Annotated in this window: 19 protein-coding genes; 8 read left to right on the top strand and 11 right to left on the bottom strand. The window is 47.7% G+C overall.

The features are described from left to right. The first annotated feature begins 15 nt into the window (after positions 1–15). The 6 genes from pilB to H8K52_RS06965 all read left to right on the top strand — a co-directional run bounded on the left by pilB (position 16) and on the right by H8K52_RS06965 (position 5,574). Entirely contained in the window at positions 16–1,743 is a 1,728-nt protein-coding gene (gene pilB, locus H8K52_RS06940) for a type IV-A pilus assembly ATPase PilB (protein ID WP_186922158.1), read from the top strand. 18 nt (positions 1,744–1,761) lie between these two features. After that, the gene (locus tag H8K52_RS06945; RefSeq protein WP_186922159.1) at positions 1,762–2,994 is read left to right on the top strand and encodes a type II secretion system F family protein; all 1,233 of its coding nucleotides are present in this window, start codon (positions 1,762–1,764) and stop codon (positions 2,992–2,994) included. Further along, the gene (locus tag H8K52_RS06950) at positions 2,994–3,860 is read left to right on the top strand and encodes a prepilin peptidase (RefSeq protein WP_186922160.1); all 867 of its coding nucleotides are present in this window, start codon (positions 2,994–2,996) and stop codon (positions 3,858–3,860) included. Before H8K52_RS06945 ends, H8K52_RS06950 begins: the two co-directional genes overlap by 1 nt. A gap of 1 nt (position 3,861) precedes the next feature. Next, entirely contained in the window at positions 3,862–4,500 is a 639-nt protein-coding gene (gene coaE, locus H8K52_RS06955; RefSeq protein ID WP_186922161.1) for a dephospho-CoA kinase, read from the top strand. A 99-nt stretch (positions 4,501–4,599) separates the two neighbouring features. Further along, complete coding sequence (gene zapD, locus H8K52_RS06960) at positions 4,600–5,355, top strand: cell division protein ZapD (RefSeq protein ID WP_186922162.1); 756 nt, start codon at positions 4,600–4,602, stop codon at positions 5,353–5,355. Positions 5,356–5,382: 27 nt separating this feature from the next. Beyond that, the gene (locus H8K52_RS06965; protein ID WP_186922163.1) at positions 5,383–5,574 is read left to right on the top strand and encodes a DNA gyrase inhibitor YacG; all 192 of its coding nucleotides are present in this window, start codon (positions 5,383–5,385) and stop codon (positions 5,572–5,574) included. A 12-nt stretch (positions 5,575–5,586) separates the two neighbouring features. On the opposite strand, the gene H8K52_RS06970 is transcribed toward H8K52_RS06965, so the two are convergent. The 8 genes from H8K52_RS06970 to H8K52_RS07005 all read right to left on the bottom strand — a co-directional run bounded on the left by H8K52_RS06970 (position 5,587) and on the right by H8K52_RS07005 (position 14,033). Continuing rightward, on the bottom strand, positions 5,587–7,143 hold the full coding sequence (locus H8K52_RS06970) for a sigma-54-dependent transcriptional regulator (RefSeq protein ID WP_186922164.1): 1,557 nt from the start codon (positions 7,141–7,143) through the stop codon (positions 5,587–5,589). Between the two features lie 80 nt (positions 7,144–7,223). Then, positions 7,224–8,501 carry a D-amino acid dehydrogenase gene (locus tag H8K52_RS06975; protein WP_186922165.1) on the bottom strand — a complete coding sequence of 426 codons (1,278 nt, stop codon included), beginning with the start codon at positions 8,499–8,501 and terminating at the stop codon, positions 7,224–7,226. Between the two features lie 45 nt (positions 8,502–8,546). After that, positions 8,547–9,665 carry an alanine racemase gene (gene alr, locus H8K52_RS06980; RefSeq protein ID WP_186922166.1) on the bottom strand — a complete coding sequence of 373 codons (1,119 nt, stop codon included), beginning with the start codon at positions 9,663–9,665 and terminating at the stop codon, positions 8,547–8,549. A 272-nt stretch (positions 9,666–9,937) separates the two neighbouring features. Further along, positions 9,938–11,005: a Holliday junction branch migration DNA helicase RuvB gene (ruvB, locus tag H8K52_RS06985; protein WP_186922167.1), complete on the bottom strand. Its 1,068-nt coding sequence runs from the start codon at positions 11,003–11,005 to the stop codon at positions 9,938–9,940. A gap of 193 nt (positions 11,006–11,198) precedes the next feature. Further along, positions 11,199–11,780: a Holliday junction branch migration protein RuvA gene (ruvA, locus tag H8K52_RS06990; RefSeq protein WP_186922168.1), complete on the bottom strand. Its 582-nt coding sequence runs from the start codon at positions 11,778–11,780 to the stop codon at positions 11,199–11,201. 142 nt (positions 11,781–11,922) lie between these two features. Then, positions 11,923–12,708 carry a LysR family transcriptional regulator gene (locus H8K52_RS06995; protein WP_186922213.1) on the bottom strand — a complete coding sequence of 262 codons (786 nt, stop codon included), beginning with the start codon at positions 12,706–12,708 and terminating at the stop codon, positions 11,923–11,925. A 151-nt stretch (positions 12,709–12,859) separates the two neighbouring features. Continuing rightward, positions 12,860–13,270 carry a DoxX family protein gene (locus tag H8K52_RS07000; protein ID WP_186922169.1) on the bottom strand — a complete coding sequence of 137 codons (411 nt, stop codon included), beginning with the start codon at positions 13,268–13,270 and terminating at the stop codon, positions 12,860–12,862. Positions 13,271–13,331: 61 nt separating this feature from the next. Beyond that, positions 13,332–14,033 carry a pirin family protein gene (locus H8K52_RS07005; protein WP_186922170.1) on the bottom strand — a complete coding sequence of 234 codons (702 nt, stop codon included), beginning with the start codon at positions 14,031–14,033 and terminating at the stop codon, positions 13,332–13,334. A gap of 289 nt (positions 14,034–14,322) precedes the next feature. Between H8K52_RS07005 and H8K52_RS07010 the strand changes: the two genes are divergently transcribed. Continuing rightward, positions 14,323–15,303, top strand: coding sequence for a Stealth CR1 domain-containing protein (locus H8K52_RS07010; RefSeq protein WP_186922171.1), 981 nt, complete (start codon positions 14,323–14,325; stop codon positions 15,301–15,303). Positions 15,304–15,414: 111 nt separating this feature from the next. Here H8K52_RS07010 and katG read toward each other — a convergent pair whose 3' ends face one another. The 3 genes from katG to H8K52_RS07025 form a co-directional block, all read right to left on the bottom strand. Continuing rightward, positions 15,415–17,631, bottom strand: a complete 2,217-nt coding sequence (gene katG / locus H8K52_RS07015; protein WP_186922172.1) for a catalase/peroxidase HPI — start codon at positions 17,629–17,631, stop codon at positions 15,415–15,417. Positions 17,632–17,943: 312 nt separating this feature from the next. Beyond that, positions 17,944–18,339, bottom strand: coding sequence for a hypothetical protein (locus H8K52_RS07020; RefSeq protein WP_186922173.1), 396 nt, complete (start codon positions 18,337–18,339; stop codon positions 17,944–17,946). A 102-nt stretch (positions 18,340–18,441) separates the two neighbouring features. Continuing rightward, complete coding sequence (locus H8K52_RS07025) at positions 18,442–20,388, bottom strand: sigma-54-dependent Fis family transcriptional regulator (protein WP_186922174.1); 1,947 nt, start codon at positions 20,386–20,388, stop codon at positions 18,442–18,444. Positions 20,389–20,807: 419 nt separating this feature from the next. Between H8K52_RS07025 and exaC the strand changes: the two genes are divergently transcribed. Further along, the gene (gene exaC, locus H8K52_RS07030) at positions 20,808–22,361 is read left to right on the top strand and encodes an acetaldehyde dehydrogenase ExaC (protein ID WP_425507528.1); all 1,554 of its coding nucleotides are present in this window, start codon (positions 20,808–20,810) and stop codon (positions 22,359–22,361) included. Positions 22,362–22,523: the final 162 nt, after the last annotated feature.

The following is a 22,523-nucleotide window of genomic DNA, read 5'->3' on the forward strand; positions in this document are numbered from 1 at the left end:
CGATACAAAGAAACTATGTCAGCTGTCCCACCAAATTCTGCTTCCGCACCACCTGCTTCGGGTTTAGCCCGTGCACTCATACAGGCAAATTTACTTACACCTGCACAACTTGAAGCTGTACAGAAAAAGGTACAAATCGAAAAAGCTAATTTTCTCGATGGTTTGCTACAGAATGGGGCGATCAACGCACGAGATTTAGCGACTTTTTGCTCGGAAACTTTTGGTTATCCACAATTAGATTTAAGTGTCTTTGATGAGTCTATGTTGCCTGACAAAATCATTGACGCCAGAATGATGCAAACACAAAGGGTGATTGCACTCTCTAAGAAGGGTAACAAAGTGTCGGTGGGTATTTCTGACCCGACAAATACCATCGCTATCGATCAGATCAAATTTCAAACTGGTTTAAGCGTTGATATTGTGATCGTGCAACACGACCTGTTGCAAAAGCTCATAGAGAAAATCAATAAAACTTCGGAGCAATCGATCACCGATCTTAGCGGTGATGATTTCGACATTGAATTTAAAGAAGAAGATCTCAATTCCGGCGTCGCCGACGCACAAGCAGCGGAAGTCGACGATGCACCGATCGTTAAATTCCTGCAAAAAATGTTAGTCGACGCTATTAACCTAGGCGCTTCCGATCTTCACTTCGAGCCATTTGAAAAATTTTATCGGATTCGATTCCGAGTTGACGGCGAATTGCGGGAGATTGCGCAACCACCATTGGCTATTAAGGACAAACTGGTTTCACGTATTAAAGTTATTTCCAAGCTCGACATTTCTGAAAAACGTGTGCCGCAAGATGGTCGAATGAAATTAGTATTATCGGCCAATAAAGCGATCGATTTCCGGGTAAGCACTTTGCCTACACTGTTCGGCGAAAAAATCGTTATGCGTATTTTGGATGGATCACAAGCGCAGATGGGTATTGATGCACTAGGCTACGACCCAGACCAAAAAGAAATATTGATGGAGGCAATTCAGCGTCCTTATGGAATGGTACTGGTCACTGGCCCTACAGGCTCTGGTAAGACCGTCTCTCTGTACACTTGCTTAAATGTAATTAATAAGCCGGGTATCAATATTTCGACCGCGGAAGATCCTGCTGAAATTAATTTACCGGGTGTGAATCAAGTCAATATTAATGACCGGGCTGGTTTGACTTTTCCAGTCGCCCTCAAGTCATTCTTACGTCAAGATCCTGACATCATTATGGTGGGTGAGATTCGCGACTTAGAAACTGCAGACATTGCCATCAAGGCTGCGCAAACTGGTCACATGGTATTTTCCACTTTACACACCAACGACGCCCCTTCAACCTTGACGCGCCTGATGAATATGGGGGTGGCTCCATTTAATATCGCCTCCTCCGTTATTTTGATTACAGCGCAACGCCTCACTCGTCGCCTTTGCACCTGCAAAAAACCTGTCGAAATCCTTGATGAAGTTTTATTAGCAGCTGGCTTTTTAGAGGAAGAATTGGATGGTACTTGGAAAGCCAATGGTCCTGTTGGCTGCGAGCGTTGCAATGGCTCTGGGTACAAAGGGCGGGTTGGTATCTACCAAATTATGCCCATCACCGAGGCGATCGAAAAAATTATATTAGCGAATGGCACGGCACTAGAGATACGTAAGCAATCAGAATCCGAAGGAGTAAAAGGTTTACGCCGATCTGGATTGCAAAAAGTACGTCAAGGCTTAACGAGCTTGGAAGAAGTTCTCGGCTGTACAAACGAATAACAATAAAAGGAACCGGAGATGGCAACGCCAGCACCTAAAAGTACGAAACCTGCACAAATCAAAGAACATCTGTATTCCTGGGAAGGCAAGGATAGACAAGGCAAAGTCGTCAAGGGAGAAACGCGTGCCGGCGGTGAAGCGATTGTCAGTGCGACTTTACGCCGTCAGGGTGTAATGGTTACGAAAATTAAAAAGAAAAACTATAGTTCAGGTAAAAAAATCACAGATAGAGACATCACTTTATTCACCCGACAGCTGGCGACGATGATGAAGGCTGGTGTACCACTTCTGCAATCATTTGATATTGTCGGTAAAGGTCACGCCAATCCTTCGGTATCCAAATTATTGCTAGATATTCGTGGGGATATTGAGACAGGAACCAGCTTAAATCAGGCTTTTCGCAAATATCCATTGTACTTCGATCCTCTATTTTGCAATTTAGTGGGAGCAGGGGAACAAGCTGGTATTTTGGAAGACTTGCTGACCCGATTAGCGATTTACAAAGAAAAGACACTCGCAATCAAAGCAAAAATCAAATCCGCGCTCACCTACCCAATTGCGATTCTCTCGATCGCATTTATCGTAACTGCTGTCATTATGATTTGGGTCGTGCCAGCATTTAAAGAAGTTTTTACAAGCTTCGGCGCTGACTTACCAGCGCCTACACTAATGGTCATGGCGATATCAGATTTCTTTGTGACGAATTGGTATTTCATTTTCGGTGGTATTTTTGGCGCAATATATTTTTTCATTCAATCGTGGAGGCGCTCACTCGAAATGCAGCGTTTTATGGATAGAATTTTACTTCAGGCCCCAATTTTTGGTGTGGTCATACGCAAGGCGACCATTGCCCGCTGGACTCGGACTTTAGCGACAATGTTCTCAGCCGGTGTTCCATTAGTGGAAGCGCTTGATTCTGTCGGTGGCGCCTCTGGCAACGCAGTCTATCTCGATGCCACAATCAAAATTCAAACTGAGGTGACCACAGGGACTAGTCTAACCGTCGCCATGCAAAATTCTGGAGTTTTTCCTAGCATGGTTACACAAATGGTTGCAATTGGCGAAGAATCCGGCGCTTTAGATGGCATGCTTGGCAAAGTCGCAGACTTCTACGAGGAAGAAGTCGACGAGGCAGTTGCTAACTTATCTGCATTGATGGAACCGATGATCATGGCGATTTTAGGTGTCATCATTGGCGGTTTGGTCGTTGCGATGTATTTACCAATTTTCAAACTTGGTTCGGTGGTCTAATGCTTGAATTAATTTTTTTTGCTGCTCCAGAAAATCTGGCCAGCACCATTGCCTTTTCCGTACTAGGGCTGTTGATCGGTAGTTTTTTAAATGTCGTAATCCATCGACTACCGATTATGATGCAACGAGAATCGGACAATTACGTTGCCAGTGAATCTGGCAAGGAGCCAGTTCATACCACCCGCTATAACCTGATCGTACCGCGATCAGCTTGCCCGCATTGTCAACATCCAATCAGTGCGCTAGAAAATATTCCTGTCATTAGCTATTTGATGATTGCGGGCAAATGCCGTGGCTGCCAAGCGCCGATTTCAAAGCGCTATCCCATTATAGAAGCTATTACTGGTTTGCTAAGTGGCTATATGGTTTGGCATTTTGGTAGCGGCATTGCGGGAATGGGTGCAGTCGTATTCGTCTGGTTTTTGATCGCCATGACGTTCATTGATGCTGACACCCAACTTCTGCCAGATGATCTAACACTTCCATTGATGTGGGCGGGTCTCTTAATTAACCTACATGGTACGTTTACTTCACTTGATAGCGCTGTCATCGGTGCAATCGCTGGTTATCTTTCTTTGTGGTCAGTCTATTGGATTTTCAAACTCGTCACCGGCAAAGAAGGTATGGGCTATGGTGATTTTAAATTACTCGCTGCACTTGGTGCCTGGATGGGCTGGGGTATGTTACCGCTGATTATTTTATTATCTTCTGCAGTGGGCGCAGTCATTGGGATCTCTATGATGGTGTTGGGCAAACTTGGCAAAGGCAAACCGATTCCTTTTGGCCCGTATCTTGCCATTGCAGGACTGATCGCTCTCGTCTGGGGACATCATATCAATAGTCAGTATTTGGGCTTAATCAATTGAGATGTCAAACACCACTAAGACAATATCAGTCAATAGCAGCTTCAGTGTCGGGCTAACTGGTGGAATAGGCTGCGGTAAAACTACCGTCGCCAATTTTTTCGCCGAACTAGGTGTCAGTATCATTGACACCGATTTGATTGCGCATAACTTGACTATACGAGGCGGCGCGGCAATCCCTGCGATACAAAAAGAGTTTGGTGTCGAGTTTATTGCCGAGGATGGCGCAATGGACCGACAAAAAATGCGCGAGCACGTATTCAAAAATCCTGACGCTAAACAGCAATTAGAAAAGATCCTGCACCCACAGATTCGTCAGTCATGTGAAGCTGAAGCTCAGATGGCTCAAGGATCGTATCTGATGTTTGTCGTTCCTTTGCTAATCGAGTCTGGGAACTGGTTAGAACGAGTACAAAAAGTCTTAGTAGTCGACTGCGCCGAAGAAACACAAATAGATCGGGTAATCAAGCGCAATCGATTTAATCGCGAACAAGTTTTGGATATCATGCGCGCGCAAGTGACGCGCGAAAAGCGCTTAGAACATGCGGACGATGTGATCAATTCTGAGCAAGATTTAAGTTTGGTTAGGCAGCAAGTCGAGCAACTACATCAAAAATATCTAAAATTATGCAAACATGCCTAAACAAACACACGCAATGTTTGTAATTTTCCTCAGCTTGGTTCAGAATCACGAGATACTCATTGCGCACTGCATAAGCACCATATTTCCAGGGAATTTATTTTGATTGTTTACGAATACCCTTTCAACGAGCGTATTCGCACGTTATTGCGGTTAGAAGACCTGTACGAAAAGTTTTCGTTTTTCTTGCACCAGTCAGATCCACTGCAACATCACGTCGCGATTGCCACCATTTTTGAGATGCTCGAAGTGGCAGGCCGCGCTGACTTAAAATCCGATTTATTGCAGGAATTGGATAGGCAGAAAAATACCTTAATCGGCTTTAAATCAAATCCAAACGTGCAAGCCGATATGCTTGATCAAGTCATCAGTGACGTCGAACGTGCCAGTGGCAATTTAATGGGATCTACAGGAAAAACTGGGCAACACATTCGGGATAATGAATGGTTAATGAGCATTCGTGGTCGGACCATCATTCCTGGTGGTGCCTGCGAATTTGATTTACCGAGTTATCACGCCTGGAAAAAACTGCCTGCAGAAAAACGCTTTGCTGATATTTCCACTTGGTTTGCACCGATTGCCCCCTTATTTGACGCGATCAATGTCGTTTTAAGATTACTGCGTGAATCTGGTGGCACCACCAAGGTGATCGCACAAGCTGGCAGCTATCAGCAAATGTTACAAGGCAAAGTCTATCAACTCCTGCGCGTCTCAATCGATCAAGGTATGGGCGCTATTCCCGAAATTTCAGCGAATAAGTACATGCTGTGGATACGCATCATGTCACAAGATGGCGATATGAAACCAAAGCCTTACGAAGGCGATGTGCCTTTCGATCTGACTCTCTGCAACTTCTGAACTACGTAACTTTTAATTTACCCAATTATGGCAACTGTCGTATCCTGCCCCACCTGCGCGGCGAAAGTCGTTTGGTCTCATGAAAACACGTTTCGTCCGTTTTGTTCAGAACGTTGCAAGCAAATTGATTTAGGCGCTTGGGCTGAAGAAAAATATACAATTCCCGCGGTTAATCTACCAGAAGACCCTGAGAATCCCGATTTAGGCAATCTAAACTAAATCCAAACAGATCTATTTCTTAGGAATCCCATGCTTGCGCAATTTTGCGGCAATCATGGAATGAGAGGTATCTAGGCGCGCAGCTAGTTTTCGGCTGGATGGATATTCCTGATAGAGCTTGTTAAGCAATGCCGATTCAAATTGATTGACCGAGGCCTCCCAAGTCTCTGCCTCTTCAAAGACCACCGCTTCCGCCTGCATAGAATCTTCCGCCCAATCCAAATCAGCAGCATCGAGCACGCGCTGATCGGCCATGGTAATCGCACGGAACACCACATTCTGAAGCTGCCGTACATTGCCAGGCCAACGGTTGTTGAGCATCGCCGTCGTTGCCGCCTGATTGAGGCGTGAAATGGGCTTCTGCGCTTGCGTACATGCACGTTCAATGAAGTGACGGGCTAACAATAAAATATCGTCGGAACGTTCACGCAATGGTGGCATTTCTAAGTGCAAGACGTTCAAGCGATAGAACAGATCTTCGCGAAAACTTCCTTCTTGCACCATCTTGCGTAGATTCCTGTGCGTCGCGCTAATGATGCGGACATCGACTTGAATTTCTTTGTCACCGCCGATACGACGGAACTTTCCATCGTTCAAGAAGCGCAATAACTTGGCTTGCAAGTACAGCGACATCTCGCCGACTTCATCCAGAAATACCGTACCACCATCGGCCATTTCAAATAAGCCTGGCTTACCGCCACGATTCGCACCAGTAAATGCGCCAGCCATGTAACCGAACAACTCACTCTCAGCCAGACTCTCAGGCAAGGCAGCGCAATTTAATTCAAGAAACGGTGCATTACTTCGTGCACTGACACCATGACAGGCTTGTGCCAGCAATTCTTTACCAGTGCCTGTTTCACCGGTGATCAACAATGGTGCATCCACCACAGCGACTCGCGCAGCACGTTTTTTCAATACACGAACTTGTTCTGAGTCGCCAATGATGGCTTCAAAGCCGCCAATCTCAGCACGTGAAATCGCATGTAAGCGCTCGCCTATGCGTTTAGGCGCAGTCAGTGTCAATAAAGCACCAACCGCTTTACCATCACTGGCTGTGCCTGCCGACAGTGGCTCAAACACAGGCGTCACATCCATCATGAAAGGCTCGCCATTCAACAGCACTTCGCGCGTTGGTGCGCAAAACTCGTTAGCGATCAATTCATGCTGAATCGTACTGTCTTGCAGCACTTGATAGAGGGATTTTTGACAGAGTTCTTTTTCACTGCAACGCGCTACTTCAGCGGCAGCGGCATTCGCGATCACGATACGCCCAAGCGCATCAATCGCCAGCACCGGATCTTCCATCACCGCCATAATCGTGTCGAGATTAAGGCTGCGACGCATACCCGGCAAAATATCGACGACTTCTATCGTCCCAACCCCAGCGACCTGATCACAATCGGCTTGCAAACTGGCGAGCATGCTTTGTTTTAATTCGGGGATGTCGATATAGATATTAGGCGGATCAACTTCAACCGCCTGCACGTTCAAGCCCTGACGCGCCAATACCGCGAGAATCTCGTGAGCGATACCGACTCGATCTTCAAAGGGAATGTTGACGCGCATGCTTAGACTTTCTTGTTACAGGTTTCAATACCAAACTAAATCCCTCAATACCGAGACCATGAGGGAATTTGAATTTCATCTTAAATCGCAATCGGGCGATTCATGCTGCCATAACGATCCATGTACAAGCCTTCAGTCGAAATCGCTGGTTTCTTGCCAGATATTAAGTCAGCGAGGAATTGGCCTGAACCGCATGACATCGTCCATCCCAAAGTTCCATGACCGGTATTTAAGAATAAATTACGATAAGGCGTTGGACCGACAATCGGCGTGCCGTCCGGTGTCATTGGACGCAGGCCAGTCCAGAATTCTGCTTTGCTGACATCACCACCTTGCGGGAATAAATCTGTTACCGAATGCACTAAAGTCTTACGACGTGATTCACGCAAACGTAAGTCGTAACCAGTGATTTCAGCAGTACCACCAACGCGGATACGATCGCCCAAGCGCGTGATCGCGACTTTGTATGTTTCATCCATCACCGTCGATTCAGGTGCTCCTGAAGCGTCAGTAATCGGTACTGTGATTGAATAGCCTTTGATTGGGTACACAGGAATCTTGATACCTAGTTCGCGCAACAAAATTGGCGAATAGCTGCCTAGTGCCAACACAAATTTATCCGCAGTGAATTGACCTTTGGACGTTTGCACGCTCTTGATTTGATCACCTTCGGCAATGATGCGTTCTATGCTGACGCCATATTCAAATTTGACGCCCAAGCCTTCTGCCAATTTCGCCAGATTTTGCGTGAATTTAAAGCAGTCACCAGTTTCATCACCTGGCAAACGCAAGGCTCCAACAAATTTTTCACGCACGTTTTTCAACGCAGGTTCAACCCGCAAACATTCATCGCCGCTCAAGGTTTCATACGGCACGCCATAGCGTTTGAGAATATCGATATCGGCTTGCGATCCATCGAGTTGTTGCTGATTGCGGAACAACTGCAAAGTCCCTTGAGTGCGTTCGTCATAGGAAATGCCCGTATCTTCACGCAATTGCTGCAAGACATCGCGACTATACTGCGCCATGCGCAACATACGACCTTTATTGATTTCGTAACGCTTGCTTGTGCAGTTCATTAACATCTGAAACACCCAGCGCCACATCGCAGGATCGGTGCTTGGGCGAATTGCCAAAGGACTGTGTTCCATCATCAACCATTTAACCGCTTTCATCGGCACGCCAGGGCCAGCCCACGGTGCAGAATAACCAGGAGAGACTTCTCCTGCGTTCGCAAAACTGGTCTCTAAGGCAGCACCGCCTTGACGTTCAATCACGGTGACTTCATGTCCAGCTTTGGCGAGGTAATAGGCGGTGGAAGTACCGATGACGCCTGCTCCCAAGATGACTATTTTCATTTGTATGTTCCTGTATAAATTAATTGCGTGAATTCGGTAGTGGGATCAAGCGTCGATGTAGTGACGTTGGTAGCGCGGACCTAAGCTGGTCAAAATTTCATAACCGATGGTGCCAGCGCGTTTCGCGACTTGATCAACGGTGTTATTGGGACAAATTAAATCCACCAAGGCACCCGGATATAACAGCTGGGGATCGACGTGGCTGACGTTTAAGGTAATCGTATCCATGGACACATTACCCACCATAGGCACTTCGACGCCGGCGATATGCGCCACGCCGCAATTACTCAAACTGCGCAACCAACCATCGGCATAACCGACTGAAACGGTGGCAATCTTGGAGGGTTGAGTAGCGCGCCAAGTCTTGCTATAGCCAACGCTCGCGCCCATCGGAATTTCACGCGTCTGAATAATCCGTCCTTGCAGCTGCACTACGGAATGCATAGGACTCGCCTGCCCCGCCACTGGGGCAACACCATACAAAGCCGCACCTGGACGTGCCAAGTCAAAATGGAAATCGGTTCCCAAGAAGATGCCTGAAGAATTGGAGAAGCTAGCTTTTAAGCCCGGGTATTGTTGACGCAATTGCTCCAACAAATGTTGAAAGCCCTTTAACTGCATTTGATTCATGGGGTCGAGTTGATCTTCAGCGCAGGCCAAATGACTCATCGCGTAACGAACATCGATGCCTTCAGTGATGCTGAAATCATTCAACCACGTAACCAACTCCGCCTGTGACAGTCCCATGCGAGCCATGCCCGTATCGATCTGGATCACAGCGGGTAAATTTTCTTTACGTGTATGGGCTAGCTTGCGCCAAGCAGCAATTTGATCAAGGCTATTCAAAACTGGCGTACAGCCGTATTCGATAAACTCGGCTTCATAGCCAACTGGCGAACCGTGCATGACATAAATCGCCACATCACTTGGAATGTGGGCGCGCAAACTAATCGCCTCTTCCAGTTGCGCGACAAACAAATGGCGGCAACCTTCATCCACCAAAGCTTTAGAAACGGGAATCGCACCCAAGCCATAAGCATCGGCTTTCACCGCCGCACCACAGGCCGCTTTACCCAAGCGCCCTTGCAAATAACGGTAATTCGCACGCAATGCGCGCAAATCGATCGTAAGTAGCGCCCCAGCGCGCCCGGCTTCTTGCAGCATAGTCACCTCGAAAAATCATCAATTGCTGTGAATTAGCAATTGCCATGCCAAGTTTTTCAATCGCAGCACAAGCTGCAAAATCAAGGACTTAGCATTACACGCGACAATTTTAACAGAATAGACTGTATCGAAATAAATACAAGAATAAAACAGAAGCTTCAGAAAGAAATCACTTCTACTATGAGGGACAGAAAATTTAGCTAGATGTATCAGAATTAATACAAAGTATGGATTTCGATACACCAATAACTACAACTAGTATAAAGAGCTTGTTATCCGCCCCACAAATCCCCATTCGGATTCGTGCGCGGCGCGGTCAATCCAAAATGCTCATAGGCACTAGCCGTCGCAATACGCCCACGTGGTGTGCGCTGTAGATAGCCTTGTTGAATCAGATATGGCTCCAACACGTCTTCAATGGTATCGCGTTCTTCGCCAATCGCTGCGGCGACATTATCTAAGCCGACGGGGCCACCGCCAAATTTGAACAAGATCGCCTCCAAAAGTTTTCTATCCATCAGGTCAAAACCAACTGTATCCACATCAAGCATCTTCAACGCTGCATCGGCCATCGGTTTGGTAATTTCACCGTCTCCTTTAACTTGTACATAGTCACGTACGCGACGCAACAGGCGATTGGCAATCCGAGGTGTACCACGTGCACGTTTGGCAATTTCGAAAGCACCATCTTCTTTAATCGGTACCTCCAGCAATGACGCCGAACGGGTCACGATGCGGCTCAACTCTTCTGAAGTGTAAAACTCCAAGCGCGCTACGATACCGAAACGATCACGCAAAGGATTGGTCAACATCCCCGCGCGGGTGGTCGCACCAACCAAAGTAAATGGCTGCAAATCGAGCTTAACCGAGCGTGCTGCTGGGCCTTCACCGATCATGATGTCGATTTGGTAGTCTTCTAAAGCTGGGTACAAAATCTCTTCCACCACCGGGGAGAGACGATGAATTTCATCGATAAATAGAACATCATTGGCTTCGAGATTGGTCAACAAAGCAGCCAAGTCACCAGCACGCTCCAGTACTGGCCCAGAGGTCTGACGCAAATTCACGCCCATCTCGCGCGCAATAATGTGCGCCAAAGTTGTCTTGCCCAAGCCCGGTGGACCGAACAACAACGTGTGATCGAGCGCTTCTTTACGCTGGCGCGCCGCACCGATAAAGATCTCAAGCTGATCCCGGATTTTTTCTTGCCCCACATATTCATCGAGCTGCTTAGGACGCAAGGCACGTTCAATCGCTTCTTCATTTGGCGAAGTCGGCGTCGCCGCGATGATGCGCGTGTCAACGAGTTGCGAGGTGAGATTGTCGGTTTGTATGCTCATAATTTTCTTTACTACATAAAGTAGCGACCACAATATTTCTTGTCATTTCATCGAGACTACACAACTTCTCGCGTTGCTCCTGCGAAGTCAGGAGCCCATTATCTTGATGCTTGACCATCGAAAGCCCCTAACGTCGCTAGATTCCCGCCTTCACGGGAATGACAGCTCAAAAACCTATCTAGGTTCATCGGCATTAGCTCTTCGATAAAGCTTTCAATGCCGCTTTAATCCCATCCGAAACACCCGATCCAGCAGGCACTAATTTCAATGCAGCCAGTGCTTCTTTATCAGAATAGCCAAGAGCCAATAAGGCGTTCAGAATATCCGAACTATGATCGCCGGCCGCAGCGGCAACTCCCGCTGCACCAAGATCGGCTCCCAACTTACCTTTGAGCTCCAACAATAAACGTTCGGCGGTTTTTTTTCCAATACCAGGTACGCGCGTCAAACGACCAGCTTCTTGCAAAGTAATCGCCTGGGCAAGATCCGCCACCGACATACCAGACAAGATCGATAAAGCAGTGCGCGCACCGACGCCACTGATTTTGATTAACTGTTTGAAGGTCGTGCGTTCTTCGGCTGTACCAAAGCCAAACAAAACATGGGCATCCTCACGAATCGCCAGATGAGTTAATAGGGCCACCTTCTCGCCGATTGCGGGCAAATTATAGAAAGTGCTCATAGGCACATCGATTTCATAACCGACACCTTGGCAATCGACCATGATTTGAGGAGGATTTTTTTCGATTAAGCTTCCCGCAATGCGTCCTATCATGCTCAAACCTCACACTGTATAAATAAACAGTGATAGTAAACTATTCTCAAAGGCTTGTGGGAAGGATACGATGCTAGTGATTGCGACTTCATTAATCTTGTACCAAGTTTTTGAGACGATAGGGTAAACTACATCTGAGCTATCAACGCACGCCCAACAATGCCGCCCGCGTCACAGGCGCATGCAACTGGTCCAACCACCATTGCAAAGCGCGCACCTGTGCATCGAGTTTGGCCGACAAATCCGCCACCGTAAACACATCTTGACCGGTCAATAAACCGATCGACATACTAGTCCCACGCTGGATGCTATCAGCGATCGCCACCGCTCGATAGTTACGAATTACCTGATCGGACAACGGCTCTTCAAACTGCGCTAAAGGATGGTGTGGCGCCACCGCAAAGGCAAAATAAACGCTGCCCAACAACTCACGCTGCAAGCCTCCTTTAGCATGCGCATCCATCACCGCGCCAATGGCCAAATCGGCCTGACCTGAGATCAAAGCCTCTAGGGTTCCGGATAAAGTCTCAGCACGTAATTTAAGTTTCGTCGGTGGATTGAGTTGAAAAAAACTTTCACACAATTCCATCACCGTACTACGATCAATAATGCTATCAATCGCAATCGTCAATTGTGGCTCCCATCCCGTTGCCACCCGCTTAACCCGGTTGGCGATCGCATCAACTTCCGCCAACAGGTTCTGCCCTTCACGCAGTAATTCCGCCCCAGCTTCAGTCAATTTAGCCTGCCGCGAACTGCGATCAAACAACAGGACGTCGAGTGCGTCCTCAATCTGCCTGACACGATATGTCAGCGCGCTCGGCACTATCGTCAAACTACGCGCAGCAGCAGCAAAACTTCCTTCGTCGGCAATCGCTTGTAACATCGCCAATGATGCCGGAGTTAGAACATCGCGGGGAGAGTTCATATTGTTGGATTTGTCTTTGAATTGATCAGGCTGATTTGCATCAGCCATTGTATGCTTCAAGAGGCATAAATTTCTCAATTACTGTTGATGTTCAACGAAAAGTATTTTGGATTTGTAGTTAAACTTTGTTCCCGCGACGGATTCGGTCAGCTCAACTCCCACGACGCGCATCCAAACTCCAAGTTCCGGCACCAAATGCCGCCAATGCCATCAAGCCGCCAGCCACCGCGATATTCTTAAAGAACAACAATTGTGTGACAAAAACCTGATCTGCCGGCACCGACCAGTATGCGTGAAAAATGAATGAAGCAACCAATGTAAAGAGAGCTAAAGCCAATGCGGCGAAACGTGTGCCTAAGCCGACAATCAATGCAGCACCACCAACAATTTCCAGCACTAAGGCTGCTAAGGCAGCTAGGGTCGGCGCTGGCAAGCCGACTGAAGTGATATAACCAACGGTTCCTTCAAACCCTGTTAATTTAGCGATGCCAGCTGGTAAAAACAAAGCTGCCATAAGCAAGCGGGCGATCAAAGACAATGGGTTTTGTAATTGCGTGAACATGATGATTCCTTATGAGATTATAAAAATTTCTTGAATTATGCTTGCGGTCATTAAGTACAAATTATGCAGCCAGATCAAACACCAAAACTTCGGCATCTTTACCGTCGCTGAGCACTAATTGACTTTCATTTTCTATCCGCAAAGCATCGCCGCTACTTAGGCTGTGACCATTCACGCTTAACTCGCCTCGAATCAAATGCACATAGGCTTTACGGCTAGGATTTAAGCTCAGTTCGGCATGCTCTTCACCATCAAATAGGCCTGCATATAAAGCAGCATCAGCGTTCATCGACACCGCATCGCCATGGCCTTCCGGCGACGCAACCAAAGCTAAGCTGCCGCGTTTGCTGGCTACGGGGATGGTTTTTTGTTCATAGCCCGGCACCACACCGAGGCGGCTAGGCTGTATCCAGATTTGCAGAAAATGGGTTTGCTGACCTTCTGCATGGTTGAATTCACTATGTCGCACACCAGTACCAGCACTCATACGTTGCACATCGCCTGGTGGGATCGCTTTGACATTACCCATGCTATCTTTGTGCGCCAACTCACCTGACAACACATAGCTAATAATTTCCATATCGCGATGACCATGCGTGCCAAAACCTGTACCTGGGGCGATGCGGTCTTCGTTGATGACGAGTAAATTACCCCAGCCCGTATGTGCCGGATCGTAATAATTGGCGAATGAAAATGAATGCTGGCTTTTTAACCAGCCATGATCAGCATGTCCGCGCTCTTGGGATTTTCTTAACGTCAGCATATTTCTCTCTCCTATTGAATAAATCAACGCATCCTTGTTGGTACCAATGGCGTGATGCGATATGAGAGAGTATGCGACCAATGATGGCATCAAAGGTCAAAGAGAATTGTCGGCAACATTCAAATTTTCTGAATGATCAGAAGTTTAAACATGCGTTTGTAGTCACTTCACTATCTGAAGAGCAGAAAATGGTTTACTAAAAATAGGGTAAAGTAGCGCCTCTTTCGCAGCAACATTGTTTACCTCGTAACCAGTAAGTTTCTGCCGTTGTCAATTTGGAAAAGTACTCGTGAACTTGTCTGCGAAAAAAATCGATATTGTGTATTTATGGGTAGATGGTGCGGATCCAGTCTGGCGAGCAAAACGCAAACTCGCGCTATTAGGGTCATCGGATCCAGAACGCCAACAATTGACCATGCATGGCGATGTCGCCGGACGTTATCGTGACAATCAAGAGCTGCGCTTTAATCTGCGCGCATTAGAAAAATTCTTTCCTGATCACGGACATATTTATCTCGTAACGGATAGACAAATTCCTGCTTGGTTAGTCTGCAATCAGGATATAACACTGATCGATCATGCCAGCATCATGCCGACTGAGGCTTTGCCAGTTTTTGATTCCGGTCATATCGAATCTTATCTGCATCACATTCCCAATTTGTCAGAGCGATTCATTTATCTCAATGACGATGTGTTTTTTGGTGCCCCGGTGCATATCGACCATTGGTTTAGCAGTGACGGGGTGGCAGTATTTAAGGAAAAAAATGCGGTCCCAGATTACGGCGTTCTGCAAAAAAACGAAACCGCATTAGTCAATGCCTCGATCTTATCTAAACAATGGCTGCAGCAACGCTACCCACAGTATCAACACGTGCATCGCATTTTTGCCCATGCGCCGCGGCCGATGTTAAAAAGCGTCATGATCGAATTGGAAAGGGAAGCACCTGAGTTGTTTGAATTAGTCAGACAAACCGTCTTTCGTGACTGGGAGCGACCACCCATCGTGCCGGATCTGGTGCCGCGTTGGATGCTATACCGTGGCCTTGCCAATTTACACGAAATTGACTATCGCTATATTTGCAGTGGGGATGCCGATGCTGCGCAGCAATTTGACAATTTGCTTGCCTGCTTTGGCAACTTGGCTTTTTTCTGCATCAACGACACAAGTGACAATGCGGATCCTGGGGACCCGCAGTTATTGAGAATTCCTGAGACTTTGGCGCAATTACTCCCCTTAGCTTCACGCTTTGAAAAAGATGATCTCACTTAGTGAAGGGTCAAGCGAGACTTAGTAAGTAGCGGCCGCTCGATGGTTACTCAGTGTTTGCTTTCACTCAATCACGCATGCTGAATTTAAAAACCCAGCATGCGTGCTGTTAAATTACACCAAATCAAAACGATCAGCGTTCATGACTTTGTTCCAAGCGGCTACAAAATCATTCACGAAAGTCGCCTTCGCATCACTGCTTGCATACACTTCAACCACCGCACGTAATTGCGAATTCGAACCGAAGACCAAATCCACCGTCGTGCCTGTCCATTTCACTTCACCAGTATGACGATCACGACCTTCAAGCACGCCTGCTGTGCTGGATTTTTGCCACTTTGTGCCCATATCAAGCAAATTCACAAAATAGTCATTGCTCAAGGTTTCTGGGCGACTAGTGAAAACGCCATGTGATGTTTGTCCAAAATTAGCATTCAAGGAACGTAAGCCACCGATCAATACCGTCATCTCTGGTGCACTTAAATTCAGTAATTGCGCCTTGTCGATTAAGAGTTCAGCTGCATGCGCTTCCAAGCCCGGGCGAACATAATTGCGGAAACCATCTGCCGCGGGTTCCAACACCGCGAAGGACTCGACATCGGTTTGCTCTTGGCTCGCGTCCATACGTCCTGGAGTGAATGGCACTTCAATGACTTGCCCAGCTTTTGTGGCAGCGGCTTCAATTGCCGCAGCCCCTGCCAGTACGATCAAATCGGCGAGCGAGATTTGTTTACCGCCAGTTTGTGCCGCATTGAAGTCTCGCTGTATCGCTTCCAACTTTGCCAACACCTTCGCCAATAGCAAAGGCTGATTCGCTTCCCAATCACGTTGTGGGCTTAAACGAATACGCGCACCATTCGCACCGCCGCGTTTATCGCTGCTACGGAACGTCGATGCCGATGCCCAGGCTGTGCTAACCAACTCCGCGATCGACAAACCTGAGGCTAATACCTTCGCTTTCAAACTGAGGATATCTTGAGCATCGATCAAAGCATGATTCACCGCAGGAATCGGATCTTGCCAAATTAAAGTTTCTTGTGGCACCAAAGCACCCAAATAGCGGGTCACCGGCCCCAAATCTCTATGCGTCAATTTAAACCAAGCGCGGGCAAAAGCGTCAGCAAATTCGGCTGGATTTTGATGGAAGCGACGCGCGATTTTTTCGTAAGCAGAATCAAACCGTAAAGACAAATCCGCAGTCGTCATCATCGGCGCGTGTTTTTTATTCGCATCATGTGCATCGGGGATCAAATGCTCGGCTTTGCAATCTTTAGCGACCCATTGTTTGGCGCCCGCCGGGCTCTTAGTCAGCTCCCATTCGTAGCCGAACAACATGTCAAAATAACCGTTATCCCACGTGGTCGGATTTGGTTTCCATGCGCCTTCGATACCACTGGTGGTGGTGTGTACGCCCTTACCCGAAGCAAATTGATTGATCCAGCCTAAACCCTGTTCTTCGATACCCGCCGCTTCAGGTTCTGGGCCGACCAAACTAGGATCGCCTGCACCATGTGCTTTACCAAACGTATGACCACCAGCGATCAAGGCGACAGTTTCTTCATCATTCATCGCCATGCGGGCAAAGGTTTCACGAACATCGCGTCCTGAAGCAATCGGATCAGGGTTGCCGTCTGGGCCTTCTGGATTCACGTAAATCAAACCCATTTGCACCGCAGCTAAAGGATTCTCCAGATCACGGGTTCCCGAGTAGCGGCTGTTTGGTTTATCGCTGGTGGCTAGCCATTCAGTTTCTGCACCCCAGTAAATATCCTCTTCTGGTTGCCAAATGTCAGCACGGCCACCGGCAAAACCAAAAGTCTTAAAGCCCATCGATTCCAAAGCAACATTACCTGCCAAAACAAACAGATCTGCCCAAGAAATTTTACGACCATATTTTTGTTTGATCGGCCACAGCAAACGACGTGCTTTATCCAAATTACCGTTATCTGGCCAGCTATTTAAAGGCGCAAAACGTTGATTGCCAGTGCCCGCACCACCACGTCCATCAGACACACGGTAAGTACCAGCAGCATGCCAGGCCATACGTATCATCAAGCCACCATAGTGACCCCAATCAGCAGGCCACCAATCTTGCGAGTCGGTCATCAGCGTTTTGAGATCTTGCACCACAGCGTCCAGGTCCAAGGTCTTGAATTCTTTTGCATAATCAAAATCTTCGCCCATTGGGTTGGACTTAGGAGCGTGTTGATGCAAGATATTTAACTTTAATTGATTCGGCCACCAACTCGCATTCGTTGGTGCGCCACCTGCCGTCATATTTTTAGCCGCGCTCGCCGCAGCATGGAAAGGGCATTTTGCTTCATTAGACATTTGTATCTCCTTAGAGGTAATTGAGTTCTGCTACGGAAATGATTCTAGGGGCAGGCCATCGATTAATCAACTTAATTAAATTTATTAAATCGATTGGTTTTAACTAAATATCGTCGATTCCACATTCGCCATAGAGACGCGCCTATTCACCGCGATGCTTATGTGGATCAAACCGAAATGCCCAACATCGAGATGCATAGACCACCATGAGAACACGGACACTCCTACGGTCTATGCAAATTTTGTATCTATCAACACTGGTCAAGAGCTTTACATCCACTGAGTGACGAGTTCAATCCAAAGACGAGAGATTCATGACCAGCCAATATACACACTACAAAGTAAGAAAATCAAAGTCACTGGTGCCCAGATGATTCTTTCCCATCGACTTGGTGTGATCATGTTCATCAAAAAACCCAGTGCATTGATAACGATGACCAGCCAGATCAACTGATGTGATATCCCAACCCATTCTGGATATATCCATCCCGCACGGATACCAACAATCAGCGCCAGCAAAGCGAGAAAAATGCCCATGAAGACCGCAACAATTCTCATCTGCTTTGGATAGACACCTGGAAACTTACCTCCCATAGAGAGTTTGCCCCATGGCGCGCCAACCGTAAGTGCGAGCTGAAAACCAATGACGATCAACGTGAAAAATGCATATATTTTCGCAGCGGCAACCACTGTCATGAGTTCATTCATCGAGCCAAGCTCTCCTATCTTGCAGCAAATACGAGAAGATTCACTTTGACAACAGGATCGCTATCGTCGCTCACCACGGCAATACAGTAACATCACGAAATCCTATCGTAACTCCTGCAATTTGCGGTACAGCGTTTGTCGGCTGATACCCAAATTTCTGGCTGCGGCAGAAACATTCCCCTGAGTTTTTTGCAATGCTTGCTGTATGACTTGCAGCGAACGTTCGTGCAAATTATCGGTCTCCAAAGGCGCAGCAATTGGAGTCGAGAGCACCCGATTGTCAGACAGCTTACCAAGTTGATGACTACCGATTTCCGTCACCAAATCATCTGCCAAGTGCTGCCACGCTATGATCGTTTCGCGTTCATCTAACAGTGCGACAGCGGCGCGCAAGACATGACTCAATTGACGCAAATTCCCAGGCCAAGAATAGGTTGACATTGCTACCAACACTTCGGGCGCAATGCTAATCGCTAAAGCTGGTGAGAACTCCCGTAACATACGCTCACACAACTGAGCGAAATCTGCGCGCTCACGCAAGGCTGGTAAACACAGCGTCAAACCATTAATACGATAAAACAGATCTTCGCGAAACTGCCCTTGCAATACGCGCTGTTTCAATTGTTGATGGGTGGCGCAGATCAAATTAAAATCGACTTCGATCGCCTTGCTACTTCCAAGCGGTGTGACTCTGCGTTCTTGCAAAACTCGTAGCAAACGCGTCTGTAACGCTAGTGGCATATCGCCAATTTCATCGAGAAACAAGGTGCCACCATGGGCTTCCCGTAGCTTGCCTAGAGCGCCCTGTTTCGATGCGCCGGTGTAGGCTCCCGCCACGTAGCCAAACAACTCAGCCTCGATCAAATGCTCGGGAATGGCAGCGCAATTGACTGCGACAAAGGCTTGTGCGCGACGGGCGGAGGACGCATGTATGCCTTGCGCGAAAACTTCTTTGCCGACGCCTGACTCGCCAGTGATCAATAAAGGAATCGCCTTATCAATGACTTTGCGCGCTTTTTCTGCCGCCGCCTGCCATTCCTGATCAACGGTGTTTGCAGACGAATTATGCTGAGCAACTTGTTGAGGCTCAACATCTAGCACCGTCAACCTCTGCCGTAAGCGACTCTGACCGTGCACCATCGCATAGATCTGCGTGCCAAATCGGGTATGTAACATATCCGCTTGTAGCATGATCTTCGATTGCGGTGACAAGATGCTGTGGAATCCCTTATCGAATAAATGTGTCCAACGACATACGCCAATATCGTGATAGCTAAGTTTCAGTAAAGACAGCGCTTTCCGATTGGCACCAAGCAGACAGCCGTCCTCAGAAAACGCCAGCAGACCTTGGGCGACTGAACCTATGCCTTCGGCGCGTGGATGAATCTGCACCAAAATCTGATGCTGGCAAGAGCTCATCACCATACTGTTTTCTATCATTTGGGCGGCGGTCGACACTAATCCTAAAGTGTGTGGATGTCGACTGCGATGGTCGCCAGAAATATCAAGTATGCCCATCAATTGTCCCTGTGCAGACAAGATCGGCGATGCAGCACAGGTTAAGAATTCGTTCGGCTCTAGATAATGTTCCGCGCCATTGATTTCGATTTCACTGGTCTCTGCCAACGCGGTGCCAATGGCATTGGTGCCACGATGATGTTCAGCCCAAGAAGCACCACATTTCAACGCCACACGATCCGCTTTACTTAAAAAATCTAGATCCCCCAAGGTGTGCATCAAGACGCCCTGCGCATCGGCCAAGATCACCATGCTATGACTGTGTCGCACTTGTTCAAACAGATACTCAATCACTGGTTCAGAATGGCTAAGCAAATCGTGATTGAGTTCACGCGCCAATTGCAAATGACGGTCGCTTAGATTGTCAGCACAGTCGCTCTTGCCAAGTGGTGATAAACCCGCAGAAAAACTACGCTGCCAGGATTGCGCCACGCGTAAGTCAATCTCAGCTTTTGGATGTATACCCTGCTCCACCAATTGCAGGCGAGCCTGCTTGAGATGGGTGGTGGGAAGAATGGCATGTTGGCGCATGAAGTGTCTCCGGGCGCGGTTTGGCTCGCGCCTATCTATTGGTAAGCTTGAGTGTATCTCAGTTCTGCATGCGCGATCTACTGACAAACGAAGGCGCATGTTTGTCGGCTTAAGACAAACTAAGCGCAGCGATGCCAACTGTCTCAAAATGTTACACCTGTCACGTTCAAACACGGACATGCGACAAATAATGTGACAGCGAAGTCACTCCTCCTGCTATGTCGAAAATCAAAAATACCTATGGCGATCAACACGTTAAAAAAACGACCAGAGCCATTCCACATAGTGGGTTGCAATGCAGCATAAGATCCGACAAAGATTGTCCGCCATCCACTAACAAACATTGGCACGGCAATTGCAAAGTAATACGTCGACAGCGTTATCCGATTCACACAAAAACGTTGCAAGCTATCCACAATATGTGGCTTCCTATTCAAACCAAGGAGACGATCTTGATCTATCAAGCACCCGGCACAGCAGGCGCCCTCATTCAGTACAAAGCCCAATATAACAACTTCATCGGTGGCCAATGGACAGCCCCCGCTAAAGGTGACTACTTTGATGTCATTACCCCCATCAGTGGCAAGGTGTACACTCAAGCAGCACGCTCCACAGCTGAAGACATCGAACTCGCCTTAGATGCCGCGCATGCTGCAGCCGATGCATGGGGTAAAACCTCACCGACCGAACGCGCCAATTTGCTCAACAAAATCGCCGATCGAATTGAGGCCAATCTAGAAGTTTTAGCCTACGCTGAAACGGTCGACAACGGCAAAGCGATACGCGAAACCTTGAATGCAGACATTCCACTAACGGTCGATCATTTTCGCTACTTTGCTGGTTGCATCCGCGCTCAAGAAGGTAGCTTGTCCGAGCTCGACGAGAACACAGTCGCTTATCACTACCACGAACCTTTAGGTGTAGTCGGCCAAATCATTCCTTGGAATTTTCCTATCTTGATGGCGGCATGGAAACTAGCACCGGCACTCGGCGCGGGCAATTGCGTAGTTCTCAAGCCTGCTGAATCGACTCCGATCTCGCTGTTGATTTTAATGGAATTGATCGCAGATTTACTACCCGCTGGCGTGATCAACATCGTCAATGGCTATGGTCGCGAAGCGGGTATGCCTTTAGCCAGCAGCAAGCGTATCGCCAAAATCGCCTTCACAGGATCGACATCGACTGGTCGCGTGATTGCGCAGGCTGCTGCGAACAACTTGATCCCTGCGACACTGGAATTAGGCGGTAAGTCACCGAATATTTTCTTCGCCGATATCATGGACAAAGACGATGCTTTTCTCGACAAAGCCATCGAAGGTCTCGTGCTATTTGCATTCAACCAAGGTGAAGTCTGTACTTGCCCGTCGCGCGCTTTGATCCAAGAAAGCATCTACGACAAATTCATGGAACGGGTGTTAAAACGCGTCGCTGCGATCAAGCATGCGAATCCACTCGATACCGACAGCATGATGGGCGCGCAGGCGTCGAAAGAACAATTGACGAAAATTTTGTCATACCTTGAACTCGGCAAAGAAGAAGGCGCTGAAGTCTTGGCTGGCGGCGCGCAAGCACACCTAGATGGCGATTTAGCTGGCGGCTATTATGTGCAACCGACTTTGTTCAAAGGTCACAACAAGATGCGCATCTTCCAAGAAGAAATTTTTGGCCCGGTATTGGCCATCACAACCTTCAAAGATGAAGCCGAAGCCCTGGCCATTGCCAACGACACCTTGTATGGTTTAGGTGCAGGCGTCTGGAGTCGTAATGGCAATGTCGCTTATCGTATGGGTCGCGCAATCAAAGCTGGTCGCGTCTGGACTAACTGCTACCATGCCTACCCTGCACATGCCGCTTTTGGTGGCTACAAGGAGTCTGGTTTAGGACGTGAAAACCATAAGATGATGCTGAACCACTATCAGCAAACCAAGAACCTGTTGGTTAGTTATAGCGAAAACAAACTAGGCTTTTTCTAATCAATTTTTCATTTGATATTGCTGGCACAAAATAGGCATAGCAATACAAACGAATTTGATTTGAGCTTGATTTGTAAAATGGCCATGAAGTGTGAATTAGTGAATCGGCCAATTCACGGTAATTCACTAATTCACTAGCTCACTAATACACGCCTAATTTTC

It is taken from the genome of Affinundibacterium seohonense, from assembly GCF_014284305.1.
GTDB classification, from domain to species: domain Bacteria; phylum Pseudomonadota; class Gammaproteobacteria; order Burkholderiales; family Burkholderiaceae_D; genus Undibacterium; species Undibacterium seohonense.

Coding starts and splice junctions, on each gene's coding strand:
- H8K52_RS06975 (WP_186922165.1), bottom strand. CDS start 8,501: ATGAAAATAGTCATCTTGGGAGCAGGCGTCATCGGTACTTCCACCGCC.
- coaE (WP_186922161.1), top strand. CDS start 3,862: ATGTCAAACACCACTAAGACAATATCAGTCAATAGCAGCTTCAGTGTC.
- exaC (WP_425507528.1), top strand. CDS start 20,808: ATGTGGCTTCCTATTCAAACCAAGGAGACGATCTTGATCTATCAAGCA.
- alr (WP_186922166.1), bottom strand. CDS start 9,665: ATGCTGCAAGAAGCCGGGCGCGCTGGGGCGCTACTTACGATCGATTTG.
- H8K52_RS07025 (WP_186922174.1), bottom strand. CDS start 20,388: ATGCGCCAACATGCCATTCTTCCCACCACCCATCTCAAGCAGGCTCGC.
- H8K52_RS07000 (WP_186922169.1), bottom strand. CDS start 13,270: ATGTTCACGCAATTACAAAACCCATTGTCTTTGATCGCCCGCTTGCTT.
- H8K52_RS07020 (WP_186922173.1), bottom strand. CDS start 18,339: ATGAATGAACTCATGACAGTGGTTGCCGCTGCGAAAATATATGCATTT.
- pilB (WP_186922158.1), top strand. CDS start 16: ATGTCAGCTGTCCCACCAAATTCTGCTTCCGCACCACCTGCTTCGGGT.
- H8K52_RS06970 (WP_186922164.1), bottom strand. CDS start 7,143: ATGCGCGTCAACATTCCCTTTGAAGATCGAGTCGGTATCGCTCACGAG.
- H8K52_RS07005 (WP_186922170.1), bottom strand. CDS start 14,033: ATGCTGACGTTAAGAAAATCCCAAGAGCGCGGACATGCTGATCATGGC.
- H8K52_RS06950 (WP_186922160.1), top strand. CDS start 2,994: ATGCTTGAATTAATTTTTTTTGCTGCTCCAGAAAATCTGGCCAGCACC.
- H8K52_RS06995 (WP_186922213.1), bottom strand. CDS start 12,708: ATGAACTCTCCCCGCGATGTTCTAACTCCGGCATCATTGGCGATGTTA.
- ruvB (WP_186922167.1), bottom strand. CDS start 11,005: ATGAGCATACAAACCGACAATCTCACCTCGCAACTCGTTGACACGCGC.
- H8K52_RS06945 (WP_186922159.1), top strand. CDS start 1,762: ATGGCAACGCCAGCACCTAAAAGTACGAAACCTGCACAAATCAAAGAA.
- ruvA (WP_186922168.1), bottom strand. CDS start 11,780: ATGATAGGACGCATTGCGGGAAGCTTAATCGAAAAAAATCCTCCTCAA.
- katG (WP_186922172.1), bottom strand. CDS start 17,631: ATGTCTAATGAAGCAAAATGCCCTTTCCATGCTGCGGCGAGCGCGGCT.
- H8K52_RS06965 (WP_186922163.1), top strand. CDS start 5,383: ATGGCAACTGTCGTATCCTGCCCCACCTGCGCGGCGAAAGTCGTTTGG.